The sequence below is a fragment of the Coleofasciculus sp. A1-SPW-01 genome, from assembly GCF_040217205.1.
GTDB lineage: Bacteria > Cyanobacteriota > Cyanobacteriia > Cyanobacteriales > Coleofasciculaceae > Coleofasciculus > Coleofasciculus chthonoplastes_A.
This window is the reverse complement of the sequence record NZ_JAVJNP010000045.1, coordinates 41,424-63,246: the sequence shown is the minus strand read 5'-3', so window position 1 is coordinate 63,246 and position 21,823 is coordinate 41,424. Positions and strand designations below refer to the sequence as shown.

Sequence of the window (21,823 nt, the reverse complement as noted above, 5' to 3'; positions counted from 1 at the left end):
AAGAGAAATGGTATGATCACCTTTTAGAGTAGGTTCCGGTTAACCTATCGCCGTTTGCCGACGTCTGAACCAGTTAATCACCAGTTTTTCCAGTTCAATCCAAACAAACATTAAAGCACTAAAACCAAGACAAATTAACAGTTCTTGAGGACTTAACCAGTGAGTGCCAAAGAAATCCCGTAGGGGAGCCACATAAATTAGCATTAATTGTAATGCCGTGGTCAAGGTGACAGCACTCAGAACATAAGGATTGGAGAAGGGATTCAGTTGCACCGTTAGCTGAGTATCAGAACGAATCGCGATCGCGTGTCCCATCTGGGCTAAACATAGGGTGGTGAATACCATCGTTTTCCACCGATCAGGATCTCCCGATTCCTGGGCGTAGTTATATGCCCAGACCATGAGTATGATGGTCAAGATCGCCAATATAATCCCAATCCGCACCATGTAAAGCCCCAACCCACGGGCAAAAATACTCTCGCGCGGATTGTAGGGGGGACGCCGCATCACGTTGGGTTCGGCGGGTTCCATTGCCAGGGCGAGGGCGGGTAATCCGTCGGTGACGAGGTTCATCCACAGAATTTGTAGGGGGGAAAGGGGAACGCCTCCCAAGCCAATTAAGGGTGCCGATGCAATAGTTAGCACTTCCCCGATGTTGCTGCCCAGAATATATTTAATGAAGCGGCGAATATTCGTATACACCACTCGACCTTCTTCCACCGCATGAACGATAGTGGCGAAATTGTCATCCAGCAGAATCATATCGCTGGCTTCTTTACTCACATCGGTACCCGTAATACCCATCGCCACACCGATATCCGCTTGCTTGAGGGCGGGGGCGTCATTGACTCCATCCCCCGTCATTGCCACAAATTCACCTTGAGTTTGCAACGCTTGGACAATTCGCAGTTTATGTTCCGGGGAGACGCGGGCATAAATACTTACCTGGTTCACCTGTTGCTCTAATTCAGCTTGAGAGAGTTTTTGCAACTCTTGTCCGGTGAGAACAATATCCCCCTCTTTAGCAATGCCCAAATTAGTTGCGATCGCGCGTGCTGTTAACTGATGATCGCCTGTAATCATCACTGGGCGAATTCCCGCCTCCCGACATTGAGCCACAGCCTCCCGTACCTCTGGGCGCGGCGCATCCAGCATTCCCACTAACCCCAGCCAGATTAATTCTTGCTCGCTGTCTTCCCAAGCACCGTCCGGAGGTATGTCTGACAAGAGCTTATAGGCAAATCCCAATACCCGCAAACCTTTCCCAGCCATCTGGTTATTTTGTGCCAGAATCTGCCCCCGTTGTTCCGGCGTGAGTTCACCCTCCTGAATCCGGGTGCAACGCTCTAAAATTAGCTCCGGTGAGCCTTTGGTAAACATGATATAGGATGTCACCTCTTCCCCATTTTGCGTCTGAGCGATCGCACTCATGCGCTTGCGTTCAGAGGAAAAGGGAAACTCGGCAACTCGGGGTAACTGTTGACGCAAGGATTCTTCAAAAAAACCTGCCTTACCTGCCAAGGATAGCAACGCCCCCTCGGTTGGATCACCCAAGATCGTCCATTCCTGCTTTTCCTGCTGCAATCGGGCATCATTGCATACGACACAAGCGGTTAACAGGGTTTGCAAGTCGGGATAGTCTTCAACGGTAATCGCTGATTCCTGAATCCGGAATTCTCCAATCGGTGCATAGCCTTCACCCGTCACCGCAAAGGTATCTCCAGGGGTGTGAACGAACTGGACAACCATTTTGTTTTGGGTGAGAGTACCCGTTTTGTCGGAACATATTGTTGTCACAGAACCCAGGGTTTCCACCGCTGGTAGCTTACGAATCAAGGCGTGGCGGCGCACCATCCGCTGTGTGCCGATCGCCAGGGTAACGGTAACCACAGCAGGTAAACCTTCCGGGACAACTGCCACTGCCATACTTAAGGATACTTCTAAAAGTTCTTCAAACAGTCCCAACCCCCGGTTCAGCATACCGCCAACAACAACCAGCGCCACTAAGATTAGGGAACCACTGACTAAGACATTTCCCAACTGAGACATCCGCTGCTGTAGCGGCGTGGCTTCCGTTTCCACCGATTGCAGCATTGTGGCAATTCGCCCTAATTCCGTCTGCATCCCGGTGTTAGTCACCAGTACCTTGGCTCGTCCCTGAATGACTTCGGTTCCCTGAAATACCAGGGTTATGCGATCGCCTAAGGGGGCGTCTTCACTCAGTTGCGCGTCGGGTTGCTTGTGTACCGCCTCGGCTTCCCCGGTTAGGGCAGATTCGCGGATTTGCAGGTTTTGTGCCTCAATTAGGCGACCATCAGCCGAGACTTGTACCCCAGCTTCTAATAGCATGACATCTCCCGGCACCAATTCCTTACCGGAAATTTCCATCAGTTTCCCGTCTCGCAGCACCCGCACTTTGGGGGAAGAAAGGCGTTTGAGGGCGGCGAGGGCTTTTTCAGCACGGCTTTCTTGCAGATAGCCCAACAAACCATTTAAAATCACGATCGCAAAAATCGCGATCGCGTCTTTGGGAAATACCCCATTGCCTAAATCCAGGATTGCTGACACGATGGCTACGGCAATCAGCATCACTAACATGATATTGGTGAACTGATCCCATAAGATTGCCAGAGGACTACGCCCCCCTGTTTCTGTTAATTCATTTAACCCATACTGCTGCTGTCTCTGGCTAATTTGTGCGGGGGTTAAACCCCTGTCAGGGTCACTTTCTAGATGTTCTAGTGCTTGCTCAATATCCAGGGTATGCCAGGGTTGAGTGGTATCGGGAAGAGGACTTGAAGATGCAGATGAGGGTGTAGTAAATGACATAGTTGGCGGTGATTAGTCTAAGCGGAAAACGTTGCGGAATAAACCTAACTAAAAAATGAGACACCTAAAATCCGCCCTTGGGGGGAATTTTTAACTTAGCGCTCTCGATGAGTTGTTTTGCCAGATACCTGACGTTGACTAGCTTTTATTCAGAAAAAATCCTCGATCACTCTATTGTTTTTATCCAATTCTATTATCCACTATTTTTTCAAAATGAAATAGGCAGTAAATGAGTACTTTGCCAGAGGGCATAAGCAATAAAAGCAAAAGCTAGAGTCACTAAAGCGGTTAATCCATATCCCACACACATCAGCAAACCATCTTGCTCTAAAGTAGCAACAACCAATAACAAAATGGGAGCAGTTGGCATCGGATTCGTGAACGGAAACGGTAATATCAGTAGTAGAGTTAGCCAAGACATACAACACCCATTCCAGCGCCAGACTTTAGGACTTTCCGCTACAGTTAGCCAACGAGGGCGCACAATTTTTTCCAGCACCCTCATCACTCGCTTCAAATTTTTGAGCAGTTTTAAACTCAGGCTAGGGGGAAATCGAAAGTTGGCTACTTTTCGCGGTAACCACGGTTTTCGCCGTCCTAAAGCCATTTGTACGGATAACACTAAGCAGCCTAATCCTAATACACTTGATGCTCCGGGAGGCATGGGAAACAAAAAGGGTAAAACTAATAAGCCAATGACCAAGCTGAATCCTCGCTCAGAGGTTTCTATGAGAATATCTCTAAGCGTTAGGGGTTGATGGGTTAATCGGCTGAGTAGGGATTCAATGTCTTGAGTAAATTTTAGGTGCATTTGTTATTGGTCATTTGTCATTGGTCATTTGTCATTTGTCAAGTCGGTGCTAAACCATACAACCAAATAATCAGCATCGGCGTTATTACCGTCAGCAGCAAATTGAGAGGCGCACCAATTCGAGTGAAATCCAGAAACTTATAGCCACCCGGTCCATAAACCATTGTATTCGTCTGGTAGCCAATTGGAGTCAGGTAACTATTAGAAGCGGCAAAGGTGACAGCAAACATAAAGGCAAGGGGATTAAGATGCAGCGTTGTGGCAACGTTTGCGGCAATGGGTATCATCAGAATTACGGCAGCATTATTGGAAAGGAGTTCGGTGAGTATGGACGTAGCTAAGTAGAAGAACATTAAAATCCAGTAACCCGAAAGATTCCCACCCATGGCAACTAAATGACTCGCTAACCATTCCGTTGCTCCCGATTTATCCATCGCGATACCGAGTGGAAAAAGTCCGGCTAAAAGGAAAATAATATCCCAGCGCACGGCATTATACATCTCTCCCGGTTTCAGACAGCCTGTTACAATCATCAAAATAACTCCTGCTAATGCCGTTACTAAGATAGGTACCCAATCGAAGGCAGCAATAACCACAACACCCAGCACAATCGCCAGGGCAATTCCTAGCTTATCTTGGCGGAGGGTTTCGGTGTCTCGCTGTTCAATGACCAGTAAATCGCGACTGGTTTGTAATCCGATTAAACTTTGCTTGGGACCTTGGACTAAAAGCAAATCGCCAAACCGTAAGGGAATTTGACCGATTCGTTCTCGCAGCAGTTCTTCTCCTCGCCGAATTGCCAATACTGTAACATTATAGCGTTGGCGAAACCGTAATTCTTTCAGCGTCGAACCAACAAGATTGGCGTTGGAGAGAATTAAGACTTCAGCCACGCCTTCTTCCGCTGAACTGAGTTCAGTTTCCCCGAAAGCTTTCCCGCCAAACTGAACCTCTGGCAGGATATATAGTCCCCGTTTGGTTCTAATTTTTAATAAATCCTCTCGGCTCCCCCGCACGAGTAAAATATCTCCAACGGCTAAGGTTTTATCAGCCAAGGGTTGAGGGAAGTGGATATCATTACGAATGATTTCCAGTACGTCTAAATCGAACGTCCGCTGAATTTTACTAGAACGTAGCGTTTGTCCGACTAAACTCGATCGCGGGGTGACCACAACTTCGCTAACATAATCATTAAGACCGTAATCTTGGGCAACTAAATCGCTGCTGGATGGTTTGCGATCGGGCAGAAGTCGGGGTGCGGCGAGAGTCAGGTAGAGTAATCCAACCATAAAGGTAATAATACCCAAAGGAGTAAACTGAAATAATCCGAATTCGCCATATCCTAATTCCTTAGATATACCACTTGCCACAATATTAGTGGAGGTGCCAATTAAGGTAATCATTCCCCCTAACACCGTGGCATAAGATAGGGGAATGAGCAGTTTAGACACGGAGATATTTTGCTTTTTACCCCAATCTTCCACAATGGGTAAAAAGACAGCAACAACCGCCGTATTGTTGATAAAGGCAGTAATCGAACCGACAATCGCCCCCATGACAAAAATTTGTTGTCTGGGATTTTTTCCGCCCCATTTAATCAGCACGTCTCTAACCACTTGAATCACACCCGTGCGTCCAATTCCTTCACTCAGGATAAACATTGCCATTACTGTAATGGTAGCCGAGTTACTAAAGCCAGAGATTCCTTCTTCCGGGGTAACTAATCCCAACAGCATTAAGACAACGGCAATAAGCAGAGCGGTGACATCGACAGGAAACCATTCGGCAATAAACGCAATTAAAGCGAGAATTAAAATGCCAAGGGTGAGGGCAATTTGCATAGATTATTTACAAGTAAATTTGGAATTAGAAGAAAAAGCGAATCGTAATATATAAAGCTGCCGTTACGAGTTGTATCACCATTACAGGTACGCCGTAACGCAAAAAGGTTTTAAACGAAATCCGGCGTCCATGGAGTTCAGAAATACCCGCCGCTACGATATTGGAAGAAGCGCCAACGAGTGTGCCATTCCCTCCCAAGGTAGCCCCAAACATCATGGCATAGAAAAGAGGTAATACTTCTGGGGGAAATTGACCCTCAAAGGTTGGAGATAGGACATCTGCTCCCACAGAACCCACGTTAACCAGATACTGTTTAAGCAGTGGCACCATTGCCACAACTAGAGGAATATTGGGAACAACACTGGATAGTAAACCAACTAAGAAAAGTAGCAAGAGTGAACCGAGGAAAATATTTCGTCCCAGTAGTACGGCTAATAGTCTGGATAAACCGCTGACGATACCCGTTTTTTCCAGTCCACCAATGATCACAAAAATAGACATAAAAAATAGCAAGGTACTCCAGTCTACATCCCGTAAGATGTTGTTAACGGTATCAATCTTGCTATGGTGAGCCAACAGTAACGCTAACGCTGCTCCCATCAAAGCGACAGCCGCTGGGGAAATTGGAATAGGCAGAGATTCTCCTACGACAAAAAACACCAGCACAAACGCCATGATAAACCCCCCAGCGATTAAAACTCTAGGATGATTGATTTTAGGTTGGGGCAGTTGATTCAAATTATCCAGCTTTTTATGCCAAGTTTTTGGGAATAAAAAGGGCAGCATGACGACAATCACGGCAACAGCAATGACCCCCCCTAAACTCAACTGAAACAAGTAGTCGGTAAAGCTGATATTGACGGCATCTCCGACAATAAATGTTGCCGGATCACCGACAAGTGTAAGTAATCCAGCACTATTAGCCACCAACACCATTAAAATTAGTAATGGCACGAAGTTTACCCCAAGTTCCTGCGCCAAGGGTGGCACTAAAGGGGCTAATAACATTACCGTTGTCGCATTCGGCAACATGGCACAAATTGGAGTAGTAATGGCAACAATTCCCAGCAGAAGTCGCTTTCCTTCTCCTCCCGCTAATACCACCATTTGTGTAGCCAAGTAGTCAAACACTTTAGTGGGTTCAAATGCCCGGACTAGAACCATTACGCCAAAGAATAAAGCCAGGGTAGCATAACTCTGACTGATGTAGCCAACGGCTTCGTTCAGCGTCATAACGTGGACAAAAATTAGCAGTAATGCCCCCAAAAAAGCCGCAATTGTTAGATGCATCCATTCGGTCATAACCAAGAGAATGACACCCACAAACGTTGAAAATGCAATAATCTGAGACCAAGTTTCCATAAATTCCCTGATGATTGAAGTGGATAAGGGGAAGATGTTCAACGAACAGTAAAAAGTACCCAAAGGATAAAGGGGATAACAAAAGCAGATTGGGTAGAAAAAACAACCCCATGCCTATAACCTAGGTCTAGTTATAGCAGTTAGTAGAGACTGCTAAGAAAAGTCTCTACCAAAGGGCTAATTGGGTTGCTTTTGTTACATTATTGTGGGCATTCTTGCATCGATTTGGAGTACTAGACTGGTGTTTTAGTCAGTGATATCCTCTCGTCACCGTATACCCATTACACCCGGAACAAATTGCCGCAAAACTGAACTGAAACGACATGGACAACGCCTCAACTTCAAAAAGCAGGTACAAAAAACTGAGCAGTACCAGCGCCTGAAACTGATGAAATCGAGACATTCCTAAAAATGCTGATTCTTCAGTCTCCTCCCAATGCCTACGGAGTTAGCTGACGGGCTAGGACTGAGAGTTGTCCCTCTCGACTCGGGTTTCGAGTGTGAGATATGCCCCAAAAGTTGGTTCCCCCGCTCCAGCTTCACCTTGTCACTGAAACAGATTTCTTGGTGAAGTCTTGGATTAAGCTGACTTACTCTACTTAACCTTTTATTATATTGCTGTGGGCAAAAAAAGTCAATAGAGTTTGTTCACATTCCAGGAAAGAGAATCAAACTCATCAAAAACCTTGCACCGCTATCAGGAAAAATTTACCCTTGCTCCCCCAGCTTTCCCAGCTTCCCCAGCTTCCCCAGCTCCCTACCCCCCACAAAACTTATTCAGCAGACTCTATTTGGGTTGCCGAGGAAAGGTTACGATACTTTGGACTGAGTAAACCATCGATAAACGGCTAAACTGATACAATAACCAATGCCAATACTGAGAAGAACACTCAATGATGCCCCTAGCCAAGAACTCGCGATTGAGGGTTCAGGTTTACCTTGATCCAGACGGTGAGAAACTGTGGCGGTGATGGGGGCTTCAATAATTTGACCGACGCCAATCGCCGCACCCACACCTGCTAAGATTTGCCCCAGTTTCGCTTGTTGTTGATTCTGCTGATTTTGATGGGCGGCTTCATCAATGCTAACTTGGGTTTGTACACTCAGCATGAGTTTTTCATAGAGTTGAATACCGGGACTGAGAAAACCAATATTCGCTTCCATTTGTTCCCGGTAAAAACTAATCTCTTGCTCGAATTCTGTGAAGAATTGCGGTGGGATCTGTCCGGTTTGCTGTTGAATTTGTCGGAGACATTCTTGATAATTCTTTAAGTTGACGCCAACGGTTTTGGATTGGTCTTGCAGGAAGGAGAGCTTTTTATAATAGTCCAGAGAGTCTTGCGGTAGCTTTTTCAGGGATTGACTATCCCATTTTTGTTGATTGTAATCCTCTGTGAGTCGTTCGATAGCTTCGTACTGTTGACTGAGGATCTTTTTTAAGATAATGCTTTGGGAATGGAAGAAGTGAATTTTATGATAACTGAGTAGCATATCTTGGCAGATGCGATACACTTTATCGGCTTGCTGCTCAATGGTTGGGTCTTGATAGAGGAAAACACAGCTTAGATGGATAGATTCGATAGCATAGTTATTAAATTTTTGGATAGTAACGGGTTTGGCGTAAATACAAAATGGGCTGTTTAAAAATTCCTCAACTCTCAGGTTATTTGGGTCAATGGGTGTGCCATAGTAGTGACTGAGACAATTGGCGGCGATTTGGGGAATATCGCGAGGGGAATAGTAGGAATTGGGTAAAATTCCGCCCAGGATGACGGTTTGTCCGAGTTCCAGAGGTAAGTTGGCAATATGTTCACCTAGATTCGCAAAAATGGGTAGGGCTTGTTGTTGGTGAATTGAGGGAACGTAGCTGGTGAAGCGCAGCAGGTAGGTGTCATTGAGGCGACTTGCAACTAGGCGACTGTGAATAATTCCTGTTTCTAAATACAGTCGGTCATTATTGGGTTTTTGGCATTCTGGCGGAACAGTGGTGAAATCGAGGACGTTTCCAGAGGGGGCTAATTCTTGTTCAATGGGGATGAGTTGAACGAAATCTGATGCCCGTTTATTGGTGCTGCTGGTGAGGTGGGTGGAGAGGTTTTGTAGGTTTTCTTGGAAGAATTGCCGCCGCTTGTCTGTGGTTTCTGGGCGTTCGTTGAGGCTATTTCGCAGCACGTAATGATAGAGGTGCAGCGTGGGGGATAAAAGTTTAATTGTGGTACTGGTTTGGGTGGGATTCATGGTTAAACTTGTTGCCCTCAGACTTAAGGTCTGGGATTATATAAATGGAGCCTGCTGATACAATTTATGAATAATTCATAGGACTTGCGAAAAAGCTTTATCTGTGGTGGCGTGACCAACTAAAATAGGACTTTGTTTGTAGTGAGAACTTTAGTTCTCTAACGCCTAGCTGGAGAGGGCTAAAGTTCCCTCACTACGAACCCAATCTATTCCACCATTTTAGCTATGTTAGTCCAGTAGTGGCGTGACCAACTAAAATAGGACTTTGTTTGTAGTGAGAACTTTAGTTCTCTAACGCCTAGCTGGAGAGGGCTAAAGCCCTCACTACGAACCCAATCTATTGCACCATTTTAGCTGAGTCACGGCAGTAGCGTAACGCACCGTAACCAATACATAAGGTGTGGCTGCGTAAGTCCTGATTCAGATAGTTTAACCCCGCACAGGTGGGTTGGCTTTGGGTAACTGTGATTTCTAATTGTCCAGTATCGGATGTCAGTTGGCAGCATTTTGATTTCCTGGTTTACCTTGACCCTGAACCGGGGGATTATTGCGCTGATTGGTTTGATTTAACTGTTGAGTTGCCCAGTTTTGCAAATATTGACAGATATCACGCCCTTCGTTTATCAGTATTCTATTGGGTTCAGTCGGTGCATCCGCTTCTTCACCCGGATCACCTGTTTTTTTAACGACCTTTTGGATATCGTCAATACCTAACCTATTGTAGATACGTAACAGCCATATTTTTAAATTTTCATGACCAGGACTGTAGCAAAAATGTCCTATCTTAATTGCCATTATCGACGGATTCAAACGGTCTTCCTCTGGTAACTGGGTGAAGTATCTGGCAATAGCAACACGAGTGTTGGTCGTTAGTTTTTCCTCCAGTTCAGTAGTTGAATTTTCTAGCATTTGACCAAAAGCTTGACAAATTAGGATATGTTCCTTATTCATGTTCTAACATCCTGTCAGTATAAACGCCGCCCAATAGTAAGGATTCTCAAAGGGGATGCCTTCTAGGGAATAGAGTGCTGCATCCAAACGAATTCTTTCTGTGATCTCTAGTTTACTCAAATCCCAAGTGTTTGCTCGTTCTCGCAATTCATCAGCCGTGCAGCGACGCAGCCAGTTCTGGGCATTTTTCAGGGCGATGGCTTTATTCCCGGTTTGTTCGAGTTGGCGATAGAACTCATCAAAAATAAAGGCGGTGGCGATAGAGTTAACTTTCCACTGACTACCGATAACGGCTTTTGCACCTGCTAGTAAAAAGCCAGTGGGAAGTCCTAAATATTCTTCCAGGGGTTGAAAGGCATCCACAACACCTGTGCAGCAGGCGGAAAGGGTGACTAAATCGGCTTGGGGGATATGCAAGTCGGCGAAAATGGTATTGAGGGTGAGATTCTCTTCGCTGTTTTCCGATAACATCAGATAGGAGTCGAGGGGATTCTGGAAGTTGTATTCGGCATGACCTGAAAAATGGAAGCAATGGGTATCAGTTGCGGAGTGTAAAATTTCAGCTTTTGAGGCTTGTTTGCCTGGGAAAATTTTCCGGTGACTAAATTGTTGACGCTGGCGGATACTTGCCATTTCCGCTTTGGCAAAGATTAAATCTTTGTCTTGGGTGGGATTTTCTATACCCATTAAGGAATGACGAGAACGTTGGCGGTTTTGGCATATTTTCCAGGTTTGGAGGTTGGGAAAATAACTAACGGCAAAGCGGTCAATGAGTCGCTGGTGGTCATTTAACCACAAGGCATGAAGGGGGAAAAGGTGTAAGTATTTATGAGGGACAATGATTAAGTGCTGAATCTGAGTGGGAATGTGGGGGAGTAAGGTTGAAAAATTGAGGGAATCGGAAATTTGATTGATTTGCTCAGAGAGGGTTTGGATGGTTGCGTTAATGTCTTCTTTTTCCTTTGATGGTGTTTTCGTCGTCATGCCGGATACCCAAGTTTGAGCGAGTGCGGCGATGGATTTGGGGTTGAGTTTTACTGGAATGGATTTAGGAGATTTAGCTCCAGGTAGAATTAATAATGTTAGGAGTTTGTTGGCGGTGAAGAAGAATTCCAGAATGGCTGTATCGGATGGGAGTACAGACTGAATTTGTCGGAAGGATAGAGGGGATACTTTTGTCTTGGCAATAAACTCAGGTTCGATAACAGCGACTTGAGCATAGAGGCTTTCTAAGGCTTTTTTGGCGTCTTCCCAGCGAATCTCTAGTTGTTTGAGTTGCTGCTCGTCTAAGTTCTGATTAATTCCGTTCGTGTAGTCCTGTAATTGTTTCTTTTCAGTTACTTTTGCCTGATTGATTTGTGCCGATAGCTCTGGTGTAACCGTATTCGGCAAGGGGGCAAATTGTTGGGCGATTCGCTCGACTAGATATCGATTCCGAAAAAGTTCTGTATAGAAGAATGCCCGGTTTAAGTCACCTGTTTTAATTGAGAAATTAACAATCCGTTGATAGATATTTAAATAAGAGTTGAGTAAAGAACGCCGGGTGATAATATCTCGACCTTCTTGCAGTTTATCTAAGCAGGCAATGATGCGATGGTAACAGAATTTTGCCTTTTTGGGGTTATTAGTCGAAAAATAGCGATCAACGGTGTCTTTAACTCGCGTCTCTTGCAGAAACAGGAGTAAGTCATCCTCAATTTGTTGAGTTTGTGATTTCGTAAGAGCCGTGATTTTCGGTAGGAGTTCGGTGACTAGCAAACGGGTGTAAGGATTGCGATGGTGCTGCAAGTTTCTGAGTCCTGCAATAGCTTTCGGATTACCAATACCGATTTTCTCTAGGATGGCGACAGCTTGTTGGCGAGCGGATACGTTCCGGCTGGTATCTAGCAGTTGTATGAGTGCCTCAATCGCCTTTGGGTTGCCTGTGCCAATTTTCCCTAGGCTTTCAGCGGCTCGCCAGCGGGTTTCCTCATCCTGAGTTGTTTCTAGCAGTTGTATGAGTACCTCAATCGCCTTTGGGTTGCCTGTGCTTTTCTCTAGGCTGTCAGCAGCTTTGCTGCGGGTGTCCCCATCCTGAGTTGTCTGTAGCACTTGTATGAGTGCCTCTATTACCTTTGGGTTGCCTGTGCCGATTTTCCCCAGGCTTTCAGCGACTTGCCTGCGGGTGAACTCATCCTGAGTTTTATCTAGCAGTTCGATGAGTGCCTCAATTACCTTTGGGTTGCCTGTGCCAATTTCCTCTAGGCTTTCAGCGGCTTGCAAGCGGGTTTCCTCATTCTGAGTCCTATCTAGCAGTTGGATGAGTGCCTCAATTGCCTTGGGGTTGTCTGGGTCAATTTTCTCTAGGCTGTCAGCAGCTAGCCTGCGGGTGAACTCGTCTTGAGTCCTGTCTAGCAGTTCTGTTAGTACCTCAATCGCCTTTGGGTTGCCTGGGTCGATTTTTCCTAGGCTGTCAGCAGCTCGCCTGCGGGTTTCCTCATTCTGAGTTGTCTCTAGCAGTTCGATGAGTGCTTCAATTACCTTTGGGTTGCCCGTGCCGATTTTCCCTAGGCTGTCAGCAGCTCGCCAGCGGGTAGACTCATCCTGAGCCGTGTATAGCAGTTCTATTAGCTCCTCGATCTGATTATGTTTCATCTCACGTTCAAAAGTTGTCCAATGAGCCTACCAACCTTTGACGACGATGGATTGGGGTTTACAGGTAACACCGTGGGCGATTTCAGTATCTTCAGCCTGCTAGAACTTATTCTCTATTGGCGTTAGGCTAATTATAGCTTTGGCAAAGGCGTTGAGTATAGATTGGGACAACTGAGCCTCACATTTCACCGTTTTCCAGATGCCTGGGAAAATCACGCAGGAATTAACAACTATGAGCGAATACGAAACTTGGTTTAATCAAGGTGTGACACTCCAAGATGAGAAAAACTATACAGAGGCACTCACCTGCTTCCAAAAGGCGATTGATATTAAACCTGACTTTATTCCCGCCTGGGTTTACCAAGGAATCTGCCTAGAGCGATTGAAACGGTACGAAGCCGCGATTGACTGTTACAACAAAGCGATTCAAATTAATCCCGATGTTGCTGACCTTTGGTACAACAAAGGCACAACCTACTGTACGATGAGGCGCTACAACGACGCGCTATCCTGCTTTGAGCGCGTTCTGGACATTGAACCTGATAATGCAATGGCTCAGACAAGCCGTTCACTCATCCTCGCTACTCCAGAGATTTTTAAAATAAACCCATTACGCTCTAATCCTAATGATGGGAATACGGATGAAAGTAGTGAGGAGGTTGAGATTCCCATAGAGCGAGAAATCAGTCGCCAAATCAGCACATCTTTATCGCAGAGTAGTGAGAATGAGTTGATGGAAGAATGAGTGTTAAATAGGGGCTGCTGAATAAGTCTTGTGGTGGGGTAGAGAGCAGGGGAAGCAATGTAGAGACGCGCCATGGCGCGTCTGGGAGCAGGGGGAGCAGGGGAAGCGAGGGAAGCGGGGGGAGCTGGGGTATGAAAGGGTTTTACCTTATGTCCTTGAAGATGAGCCAATGTCCATGCTACTCAAAGCCTTGATGTAGCGAGCAAGATGCTTGATGTAGCGAGCAAGATGCTTGATGTAGCGAGCAAGATGCTTGATGTAGCGAGCAAGATGCTCGCACTACGGCAAGGATTGCGCCATTATTGATATTAAGGTTTAAATGCCGAACAATCCAGGCATTTTTCATTCTGGTTTTCTTTTCGACTCTAAGGATGCCAATTGCTGTTCGAGTTCGGTGATGCGATCGCGTAACACCTGCCAATAGCACTTGATCGGGTCGTCGTTTAAGGTTCTGCTACTATCAGATTAGTCCATTTTCACAAGTTAGGCGAGATAAAACAATGAATAATTGGCAAGAACAGATTGAGATAAACCCCAAGGTTTGTCATGGAAAACCTTGTATTAAAGGAACTCGCATTATGGTTTCAGTCATTCTGGATAATCTGGCAGAAGGATTAACACTAGAAGAGATTGTCGAAGACTATCCGCCGTTGACTGTAGACAACGTGCGCTCTGCGATCGCTTAAGCTGTCATGCATTTCAATTGGGTATTAGTAGCGAGTAAGATGCTTGATGTAGCGAGCAAGATGCTCGCACTACAAGGATTGCGCCATTATTGATATTAAGGTTTAAATGCCGAACAATCCAGGCATTTTTCATCCTGGTTTTCTTTTCGACTCTAAGGATGCCAATTGCTGTTCGAGTTCGGTGATGCGATCGCGTAACGCCCGTAGCGCGGCGGCTTGTGTATCCGGTAGCTGTCCATGTTCTAGGGGATCAATACGCTTACCCGACTGACGTACAATTCGCCCCGGTACTCCCACCACTGTGCAATCGGTGGGGACATCGCGCAACACGACTGAACCCGCCCCAATGCGAACATGATCGCCAATGTGGATATTCCCCAATACCTTTGCACCTGCACTCACCACCACATTCTTCCCTAATGTGGGATGGCGTTTGCCCGTTTCTTTACCGGTTCCGCCTAGGGTTGCGCCTTGGTAAATCAAACAGTAATCGCCAACAATCGCGGTTTCACCAATCACCACACCCATGCCATGATCAATAAACACACCCTTACCCATCACCGCCCCTGGATGAATTTCGATTCCGGTGAAGAATCGCGCCAGTTGAGACAGGAAACGGGGAAGGAATGGTACTCGCTGACGATGCAGCCAATGGGCGAGGCGATGGCTAATCAGCGCCTGGAAGCCGGGATAGCAAACCAATACCTCGAACCGATTCCGGGCTGCTGGATCACGTTCAAAGATAATCTGAAAGTCGGTTAAGAGGGTGCGCCAGCCTTGCTTGATCACCTGAAACGGTGTTCTGACTCTAGGGATTTTATCGGTGTCGCCTCGTTCTAATTCCCTATCATCTATAGGTGGCTGACAATGGGTTATCCAATTATGCCTTCTGCCTTCTGCTACTGGGGTGGTAAGCTGCGATCGCGCTGTTGAGTAATTAGTCGTGGACTGTAGCATTGCATATCGCCCCTGAAACGAAGTTGATCTTTTTGAAGCTTATACCAGATGTTTGATGGCTAGGTTGCACATTAGCGACAGATTAGACTGGATTCGCTTATTAATGATGTACTCAACGCTCAACGTTCTGATTTTATCGGCATTTTCGCGGGCTGGGGGGATCGGGGTTCTCGTATTTTTCATCCCGGATGGCAAGAGTTTTGGGTCGAGGTTCTAGTATTTGTGTACTCAGAATCTGACGATAACCTGACTGTTCACGGGATCTGGAAAACCTCTCTCCAAACCTCTCTCCTGCAAGGAGAGAGGCTTTGAATTCTTCACCCATGGAACCAAAAGCGAAGCAACATCTGGTCTCCCCCTTTTGAAGGGGGACGGAAGGGGGATCAAAAGGGAAGAGGGGGATCTAAAAGGGAAGGGGCTGGGGGGTTAGGTTTGATATCGATTTTTCTAGATGACGTGAAAAGTCAGGACTACACCCGCCCGGAAAAAGAGGATATAAAAGAGTGGAAACAACATGGAGGAAATGGTTTAAGATGAAGACGTTTTTAATATATGCTTTAAGTTTCTCAGCATCACTCTTATCAGTCCAGAAAGCCTTGGGATTACCATTACCCCACATTAACCAGAATCAGTCCTATCGGGCTTTAAGACAAGAACTCATCCAGATAGGATGGCAACCTGCCACGTTTGAGCTGGAAAATGAATTTGGACCAGTCAGGAACCATATACACCAGGTAGAAGGATGGCACGAGCTAGAAGACTGCTCTGGAACGGGTCTGGGTTTTTGTAAGTTTATCTTTCAAGACGAGCAGGGTAATCAACTGAGCATTACCACGGTTAACAACGATTCTGTTTTTCCAGCTTCAGAACGTTACCGCATTTATGGCTGGGATTATACGCCAGTTAAGTAAAAACAATTCCTTATAAGATAGGTTCCATGTAGTCAAGAATTTGGTTTAAGATTTCTTTTACTTTGTCCTTTGTCGCAGAATGCTGGTAAGCTGTTCGGCATTTAAACCTTAATATCAATAATGGCGAAATCCTTGTAGTGCGAGCATCTTGCTCGCTACCCATTCCCATACTCGCTACCCATTCCCATGCTCGCTACCCATTCCCATGCTCGCTACCCATTCCCAATTTAAATGCATGACAGCTTAATCCGTTGGGGCGGGTTTAGTGACATCAGGGTGAAAACTAAATGTTAATGGTAAAACCCGCCCCTACATTTTCTCCATCTCCCAGACGCGCCATGGCGCGTCTCTACAACCCCTGTTCCTCAACCCAATCTACACCAATGGGGAAAATCTAAAAAAAATCGATAGAAATGCAGACTCCGCAAAAAAATGCTAATTTAGATACAGAAATGCCATTCAAGGTAAAACGTTAGATTTAACCGATAAGCATTTTGAGTACAAATCTGTACTCAGTAAAAGCTCCGAATAAAATCAGCTCAATCCCTCACTACAATAGGCTTTGAGCGTGAGTACAAAAACTCTAACGCCCCACCCATTAAATACTTGCACCCCATCCCGAAAATACTAGAACCCCTACCCCCAAAGAAATTTGAAATGCCTCTGTAATCAGACTTTAGGGGGATGAGTACATAAGCAATTAATCTAATAAGTCTTAACCCCAGGCGAACAGAACCTCCTTTTTAGACCGAGCTGCTATAAAAACAACTATCGCCGGAATTCAAGTATGAAGGATGCTCAATCAACTCCTTCATACTTAACTGTTTAAGTATTGGCGTTGGGTGTTAAGGGTGCATTTATCTTTTAATTCAGACAATGCCGAAAGCCCATTACTCAAACAGTGAACAGTTACTGGATTGGCTACGCGGAGACGATTAGGCGATTCGGGGACACCGGAGAAGGATGTTATGAACACCAACAGTCTGAAGATGAAATCAGAATACGACTTGAAACGACATCAGGAACGACAAACTGGCAAAGAGCCGTTTAAAGAATTCCTGAATGCGACTCGAACTGACAATACATCCTCTGTCGCCAATCGGACTAAAATCCGCGTCGCTGTCGCCAGTAAAGGCGGTGGCTTGGTTAATCAACATTTCGGTCATGCTAAAGAATTCGAGATTTACGACGTTGATCACGATGAAGCCCATTGTGTTGAGCGGCGTTCCGTAACTCCCTATTGCCAAGGCGGGTATGGTGAAGCCGATGTACTGGAAAACATTATGCAAACGCTTTCAGATTGCCAAGCCGTTATGGTTTCCAAGATTGGTGCTTGTCCCAAGGAACAATTGCAAGCACAGGGAATTGAGTGCGTTGAAGCCTACGACGTGATTGAAAACGTGGTGCTGGACTTTTATGAACAATATCAAATGTCGTAGGGGCGGGTTTTACCACTAACGTTTGACAAAAACCAATCCCTTGACTAAACCCGCCCTGATTCAAACATAGAGTATTTGGTATCTTTGGTTACGATTTTACAGGAATTTTAGCATCGGATTCGATTCCTAAACTGATGTTCTATAGGTAGACCTATGAGTGTAATTTATTTAGATAATAATGCCACCACCCGTGTAGACGAGGCTGTGCTGGAGGAGATGCTGCCTTATCTGAGTGAATATTATGGAAATCCCTCCAGCATGCACACGTTTGGTGGACAATTAGCCCGCAATATAGAGCAAGCACGAGAAAACGTTGCGGCATTATTGGGCGCTCAACCGACAGAAATTATCTTTACCAGTTGCGGTACGGAAGGAGACAATGCTGCGATTCGTGCGGCGTTGATCACCCAACCGGACAAGAAGCATATTGTTACTACGGCGGTGGAACATCCAGCGGTTTACACGCTTTGTAAGCGACTGGAAAAAGAAGGCTATCGGGTGACGTATCTCCCCGTTAATGGCAAAGGATTGATTGATCTTAAGGAACTGAAAGCCTCTCTCACCGACGACACGGCTTTGGTTTCGGTGATGTGCGCCAATAATGAAACGGGGACGATTTTCCCAATTGAACGGATTGGGCAAATTGTCAAAGAACGGGGCATTTTATTCCACGTTGATGCGGTGCAGGCGGTGGGGAAAGTTCCCTTAAATATGAGCGAGAGTACTGTTGATTTCTTAGTTCTATCGGGTCATAAACTTCATGCGCCTAAAGGGATTGGGGTACTGTATGTTCGCAAAGGGGTGCGCTTTCGTCCTCTGCTGATTGGGGGTCATCAAGAACGAGGGCGTCGAGGGGGTACGTCTAATGTTCCAGCCATTATTGGGCTGGGGAAAGCCGCAGAATTGGCAATCCAGCACGTTACGGAAGAAGTTACCCAGGTGAAGGAATTACGCGATCGCTTGGAACAAGGATTACTGAGTCAGATTCCGGATTGTCAACTGAATGGTCATCCGTCGATGCGGCTACCGAATACGACGAATATTGGCTTTAAGTATATCGAAGGCGAAGCCATTTTACTGTCCCTGGATCGGTTTGGGATTTGCGCCTCGTCGGGTTCGGCTTGCACCTCTGGCTCATTAGAACCCTCTCATGTGCTGCGGGCGATGGGACTCCCTTACACGCTTCTCCATGGTTCGATTCGCTTTAGTTTGTCTCGATATACCACCTCAGCCGAAATCGATCGGGTGTTGGAAGTAATGCCAGCAATTGTAGAACGCTTGCGAACGATTTCCCCCTTCAAGAATGAAGCCGACGAAGAACAGGGTTGGCTACAAACAGCTAGGGAGCAAAAGGGGAGAGGGGTTATGACGGTGCAATGAGCAGAGGAGCAGGGGAAGCCGGGGAAGCCGGGGAAGCTGGGGAAGCCGGGGAAGCCGGGGAAGCTGTGGGAGTTGTAGGGGCGGGTTTTACCACTAACGTTTGGTTTTCACCCTGATATGACTAAACCCGCCCCAACAGATTACAAGCATTCTGCGACATAAGACGAATGACAAATAACGGGAGAATAAGCCATGTGGGACTACACTGACAAAGTAATGGATTTGTTTCATAATCCTCACAATATGGGCGCGATCGCGACTCAAGATTGTACGACGACAGAAACGATCGCGGTTGGCGAAATTGGCAGTATTGTTTGTGGCGATGCGTTGCGGTTGTATCTGAGGATTGATAGCACAACGGATACCATTCTGGATGCCCGTTTTCAAACCTTTGGCTGTGCGAGTGCGATCGCGTCTTCCTCTGCATTAACAGATTTGATTAAGGGGATGACGGTTGATCAGGCTTTGCAACTAACGAATCGTGAGATTGCTAGCTATTTGGGCGGCTTACCTCAAGAGAAGATGCACTGTTCGGTTATGGGTCAAGAAGCCCTAGAAGCGGCAATCTCTGATTATAAAGGGATTCCGGTTAGACCGGAGGAAGAGGACGAAAGTCCCTTGGTGTGTAGTTGCTTTGGGGTGAGTTCCGCGAAGATTAAGCGACTGATTCGGGAAAATCACCTCACTAACGCCGAAGAAGTCACCAATTACATTAAAGCGGGTGGGGGGTGTGGATCATGTTTAGCAGAGATTGATGATCTGGTGATTGAGGTGACTCAAGAACAGGAGACATTAAATACAGCCGCGTCGCTATCCGCACCGATTCCTCAACCCGCCGTCGCGACAACGACTCCATCGACTTCCCCAGTCAAAGAGGAGACATCGCCACCTCCTGCTACCCTGACGAACTTGCAAAAAATCACCTTGATTCAGCAGGTTCTGGAAACGGAAATCCGTCCCACATTAGCCTATGATGGCGGGGATGTGGAGTTGCATGACGTAGAAGGCGATCGCGTTAAGGTGATTCTCAAAGGATCGTGTGATGGCTGTCCCAGCGTCATGATTACTCTGAAGATGGCGATCGAAAAGCGGCTGCAAGAACGAGTCTCTCCTAATCTTATTGTTGAAGCCGTGGTTTAACTTTAATGTGCAAATTTTGACTTTAGTTTCTGACTGAACAAGTTTTAACGTAACTCCGTTGTATAGGTAACCCTTGGTAAATCGCCAAGGGTATTTTTTTGACCGATAACAGGTTGAATTAATTCTACACGCAAGTAACATTTACCTTGATAAATATGAATTAAAAACAGTGTTAATTGTCACTATTTAACAATAACTAAAGATTTAAATAAATTGCAAGCAAGTCATTAATCTATCGTTTACATAGAAAGACCAATGGCTTGTTACAAACAGAAAAATAGCGAATCAAAACTAAATCAATAAAACTCTGATTATGTAGCGAAATACACTTTTACTTCTAGATTTAATTTCTATTATTAAATCATCAGGAAAACAAAAAACGTTGCCAGGATAAACGCTCAATTGTTTCTTGATGGACTTGAAGATTTCGGATAGTTGAACATACAATAATTCTCCGAATCAACTTCAATTAAATGTTAATGATGTAACCTCAAAAAAATTGATCCTAATGGAGGTCTGAAATGAGGAAGATTGCTATTTACGGTAAAGGTGGAATCGGTAAATCCACAACCACACAAAATACAGTGGCTGGACTTGTCGAACTCGGTCGCAAAGTCATGATCGTTGGTTGTGACCCCAAAGCAGATTCTACGCGCTTATTGCTCGGTGGTTTGCACCAAAAGAGTGTGTTAGATACTTTACGTGAAGAAGGCGACGACGTTGATCTCGACGAAATCCGTAAAGAAGGCTATGGCAAAACCCTCTGCGTAGAATCCGGTGGTCCAGAACCGGGCGTAGGCTGTGCGGGTCGAGGTATTATCACCTCAATTAGTATGCTCGAACAACTCGGTGCCTATGACGAAAGTGAAGGTCTTGATTATGCCTTCTACGACGTACTAGGAGACGTAGTTTGCGGCGGTTTCGCCATGCCAATTCGGGAAGGTAAAGCCCAAGAAATTTACATCGTTACCTCTGGCGAAATGATGGCAATGTATGCTGCTAATAATATTTGCCGAGGCATTCAAAAATACGCTGAATCTGGCGGTGTTCGTTTAGGCGGTTTGATTTGCAACAGCCGTAAGGTTGATCTGGAAGCTGAACTTATCGAAGCATTGGCTGAATCCCTCAGCACTCAGATGATCTATTTCTTGCCCCGCGACAATATGGTTCAACGGGCAGAACTGAACCGCAAGACGGTGATTGAATATGACTCCGATTGCGAGCAAGCCGGTCATTATCGCAGCTTAGCTAAAGCGATTGATGAGAACACCAATCATGTCGTTCCCACACCGATGAAGAATGACGAGTTGGAACAACTACTTGTTAAATTCGGTTTGTACGGCTAAAGATGCAGTGTGTTGCAGGTGGAAGGTTATAAACATTCTCACATCTTCCACCGCTGAAATACAAGCACAATTGTTTGGAGGCAACATCCCATGACTATCATGGTGAGAGCGATTATTCGACCGGAAAAGAGCGACGACGTTATGAAAGCGCTCTTGGACGCTGGTTATCCAGCCATTACCAAAGTTGATGTCTTTGGTCGAGGCAAACAACGGGGATTAAAAATTGGTAATGTGCTTTATGATGAACTCCCCAAAGCGTTGTTAATGGTAGTGGTTCCCGATACCGAAAAAGAGTTTGTGATTCGGGCAATTCTCAGCAGCGCTCGCACGGGAGCCGAAGGAGCAGCAGGCGATGGCAAGATCTTTGTCAGTCCTGTAGAAGAAGTCTACACCATCAGCTCCGGAAAAACCGATTCGAGTAAGAAAGAACCTGCGCTGGCTACGCGCTAAAAATGAGACCCATTTTGTATCCATTGTTCTTGTAGAAATCGTTAATAACGGTTTCTACAAGAGAACTCCCCGGTTTATGTTAGGAGGCACGAGAGTAAATCT

Annotated in this window: 17 protein-coding genes and 1 riboswitch; of the genes, 8 read left to right on the top strand and 9 right to left on the bottom strand. The window is 45.9% G+C overall.

What is annotated here, in order from left to right:
* Positions 1 to 39: 39 nt before the first annotated feature.
* The 8 genes from RH949_RS08030 to RH949_RS07995 all read right to left on the bottom strand — a co-directional run bounded on the left by RH949_RS08030 (position 40) and on the right by RH949_RS07995 (position 12,667).
* Positions 40 to 2,829 carry a cation-translocating P-type ATPase gene (locus RH949_RS08030; protein WP_446352486.1) on the bottom strand — a complete coding sequence of 930 codons (2,790 nt, stop codon included), beginning with the start codon at positions 2,827 to 2,829 and terminating at the stop codon, positions 40 to 42.
* 208 nt (positions 2,830 to 3,037) lie between these two features.
* Positions 3,038 to 3,640: an exopolysaccharide biosynthesis protein gene (locus tag RH949_RS08025; RefSeq protein WP_446352485.1), complete on the bottom strand. Its 603-nt coding sequence runs from the start codon at positions 3,638 to 3,640 to the stop codon at positions 3,038 to 3,040.
* Positions 3,641 to 3,678: 38 nt separating this feature from the next.
* Positions 3,679 to 5,481, bottom strand: coding sequence for an SLC13 family permease (locus tag RH949_RS08020; protein ID WP_446352484.1), 1,803 nt, complete (start codon positions 5,479 to 5,481; stop codon positions 3,679 to 3,681).
* 25 nt (positions 5,482 to 5,506) lie between these two features.
* Positions 5,507 to 6,844, bottom strand: a complete 1,338-nt coding sequence (locus RH949_RS08015; protein ID WP_446352483.1) for an SLC13 family permease — start codon at positions 6,842 to 6,844, stop codon at positions 5,507 to 5,509.
* A gap of 250 nt (positions 6,845 to 7,094) precedes the next feature.
* Positions 7,095 to 7,247: a hypothetical protein gene (locus RH949_RS08010; RefSeq protein WP_446352482.1), complete on the bottom strand. Its 153-nt coding sequence runs from the start codon at positions 7,245 to 7,247 to the stop codon at positions 7,095 to 7,097.
* Positions 7,248 to 7,266: 19 nt separating this feature from the next.
* A riboswitch (cyclic di-AMP (ydaO/yuaA leader) is annotated at positions 7,267 to 7,404 on the bottom strand.
* A 250-nt stretch (positions 7,405 to 7,654) separates the two neighbouring features.
* Positions 7,655 to 9,082: a hypothetical protein gene (locus RH949_RS08005; RefSeq protein ID WP_446352481.1), complete on the bottom strand. Its 1,428-nt coding sequence runs from the start codon at positions 9,080 to 9,082 to the stop codon at positions 7,655 to 7,657.
* 492 nt (positions 9,083 to 9,574) lie between these two features.
* The gene (locus tag RH949_RS08000; protein ID WP_446352480.1) at positions 9,575 to 10,033 is read right to left on the bottom strand and encodes a hypothetical protein; all 459 of its coding nucleotides are present in this window, start codon (positions 10,031 to 10,033) and stop codon (positions 9,575 to 9,577) included.
* A gap of 3 nt (positions 10,034 to 10,036) precedes the next feature.
* Positions 10,037 to 12,667 carry a HEAT repeat domain-containing protein gene (locus RH949_RS07995; protein WP_446352479.1) on the bottom strand — a complete coding sequence of 877 codons (2,631 nt, stop codon included), beginning with the start codon at positions 12,665 to 12,667 and terminating at the stop codon, positions 10,037 to 10,039.
* A 232-nt stretch (positions 12,668 to 12,899) separates the two neighbouring features.
* On the opposite strand from RH949_RS07995, the gene RH949_RS07990 reads away from it, so the two are divergent.
* Entirely contained in the window at positions 12,900 to 13,412 is a 513-nt protein-coding gene (locus RH949_RS07990) for a tetratricopeptide repeat protein (RefSeq protein WP_446352478.1), read from the top strand.
* A 500-nt stretch (positions 13,413 to 13,912) separates the two neighbouring features.
* Positions 13,913 to 14,098 (top strand): DUF433 domain-containing protein, encoded by a 186-nt coding sequence (locus RH949_RS07985; protein ID WP_446352477.1) that lies wholly within the window; start codon positions 13,913 to 13,915, stop codon positions 14,096 to 14,098.
* 129 nt (positions 14,099 to 14,227) lie between these two features.
* On the opposite strand, the gene cysE is transcribed toward RH949_RS07985, so the two are convergent.
* Positions 14,228 to 15,055, bottom strand: a complete 828-nt coding sequence (gene cysE / locus RH949_RS07980; RefSeq protein ID WP_446352476.1) for a serine O-acetyltransferase — start codon at positions 15,053 to 15,055, stop codon at positions 14,228 to 14,230.
* Between the two features lie 533 nt (positions 15,056 to 15,588).
* On the opposite strand from cysE, the gene RH949_RS07975 reads away from it, so the two are divergent.
* The 6 genes from RH949_RS07975 (at position 15,589) to RH949_RS07950 (ending at position 21,721) form a co-directional block, all read left to right on the top strand.
* Positions 15,589 to 15,966: a hypothetical protein gene (locus RH949_RS07975; protein WP_446352475.1), complete on the top strand. Its 378-nt coding sequence runs from the start codon at positions 15,589 to 15,591 to the stop codon at positions 15,964 to 15,966.
* Positions 15,967 to 16,934: 968 nt separating this feature from the next.
* Positions 16,935 to 17,405, top strand: coding sequence for a NifB/NifX family molybdenum-iron cluster-binding protein (locus RH949_RS07970; protein WP_446352474.1), 471 nt, complete (start codon positions 16,935 to 16,937; stop codon positions 17,403 to 17,405).
* Positions 17,406 to 17,558: 153 nt separating this feature from the next.
* Positions 17,559 to 18,785 carry a cysteine desulfurase NifS gene (gene nifS / locus RH949_RS07965; RefSeq protein WP_446352473.1) on the top strand — a complete coding sequence of 409 codons (1,227 nt, stop codon included), beginning with the start codon at positions 17,559 to 17,561 and terminating at the stop codon, positions 18,783 to 18,785.
* 192 nt (positions 18,786 to 18,977) lie between these two features.
* Complete coding sequence (gene nifU / locus RH949_RS07960) at positions 18,978 to 19,925, top strand: Fe-S cluster assembly protein NifU (RefSeq protein ID WP_446352472.1); 948 nt, start codon at positions 18,978 to 18,980, stop codon at positions 19,923 to 19,925.
* A 521-nt stretch (positions 19,926 to 20,446) separates the two neighbouring features.
* Positions 20,447 to 21,271 carry a nitrogenase iron protein gene (gene nifH, locus RH949_RS07955; protein WP_006099029.1) on the top strand — a complete coding sequence of 275 codons (825 nt, stop codon included), beginning with the start codon at positions 20,447 to 20,449 and terminating at the stop codon, positions 21,269 to 21,271.
* Between the two features lie 90 nt (positions 21,272 to 21,361).
* Positions 21,362 to 21,721 carry a P-II family nitrogen regulator gene (locus tag RH949_RS07950; protein ID WP_446352471.1) on the top strand — a complete coding sequence of 120 codons (360 nt, stop codon included), beginning with the start codon at positions 21,362 to 21,364 and terminating at the stop codon, positions 21,719 to 21,721.
* The last annotated feature ends 102 nt before the right edge of the window (positions 21,722 to 21,823 follow it).

Coding starts and splice junctions, on each gene's coding strand:
- nifS (WP_446352473.1), top strand. CDS start 17,559: ATGAGTGTAATTTATTTAGATAATAATGCCACCACCCGTGTAGACGAG.
- RH949_RS08030 (WP_446352486.1), bottom strand. CDS start 2,829: ATGTCATTTACTACACCCTCATCTGCATCTTCAAGTCCTCTTCCCGAT.
- RH949_RS07970 (WP_446352474.1), top strand. CDS start 16,935: ATGAACACCAACAGTCTGAAGATGAAATCAGAATACGACTTGAAACGA.
- RH949_RS08015 (WP_446352483.1), bottom strand. CDS start 6,844: ATGGAAACTTGGTCTCAGATTATTGCATTTTCAACGTTTGTGGGTGTC.
- RH949_RS07995 (WP_446352479.1), bottom strand. CDS start 12,667: ATGAAACATAATCAGATCGAGGAGCTAATAGAACTGCTATACACGGCT.
- RH949_RS08000 (WP_446352480.1), bottom strand. CDS start 10,033: ATGAATAAGGAACATATCCTAATTTGTCAAGCTTTTGGTCAAATGCTA.
- RH949_RS07985 (WP_446352477.1), top strand. CDS start 13,913: ATGAATAATTGGCAAGAACAGATTGAGATAAACCCCAAGGTTTGTCAT.
- RH949_RS07975 (WP_446352475.1), top strand. CDS start 15,589: ATGAAGACGTTTTTAATATATGCTTTAAGTTTCTCAGCATCACTCTTA.
- RH949_RS07950 (WP_446352471.1), top strand. CDS start 21,362: ATGACTATCATGGTGAGAGCGATTATTCGACCGGAAAAGAGCGACGAC.
- RH949_RS08010 (WP_446352482.1), bottom strand. CDS start 7,247: ATGTCTCGATTTCATCAGTTTCAGGCGCTGGTACTGCTCAGTTTTTTG.
- RH949_RS08025 (WP_446352485.1), bottom strand. CDS start 3,640: ATGCACCTAAAATTTACTCAAGACATTGAATCCCTACTCAGCCGATTA.
- RH949_RS07990 (WP_446352478.1), top strand. CDS start 12,900: ATGAGCGAATACGAAACTTGGTTTAATCAAGGTGTGACACTCCAAGAT.
- RH949_RS08020 (WP_446352484.1), bottom strand. CDS start 5,481: ATGCAAATTGCCCTCACCCTTGGCATTTTAATTCTCGCTTTAATTGCG.
- nifH (WP_006099029.1), top strand. CDS start 20,447: ATGAGGAAGATTGCTATTTACGGTAAAGGTGGAATCGGTAAATCCACA.
- RH949_RS08005 (WP_446352481.1), bottom strand. CDS start 9,082: ATGAATCCCACCCAAACCAGTACCACAATTAAACTTTTATCCCCCACG.
- nifU (WP_446352472.1), top strand. CDS start 18,978: ATGTGGGACTACACTGACAAAGTAATGGATTTGTTTCATAATCCTCAC.
- cysE (WP_446352476.1), bottom strand. CDS start 15,055: ATGCTACAGTCCACGACTAATTACTCAACAGCGCGATCGCAGCTTACC.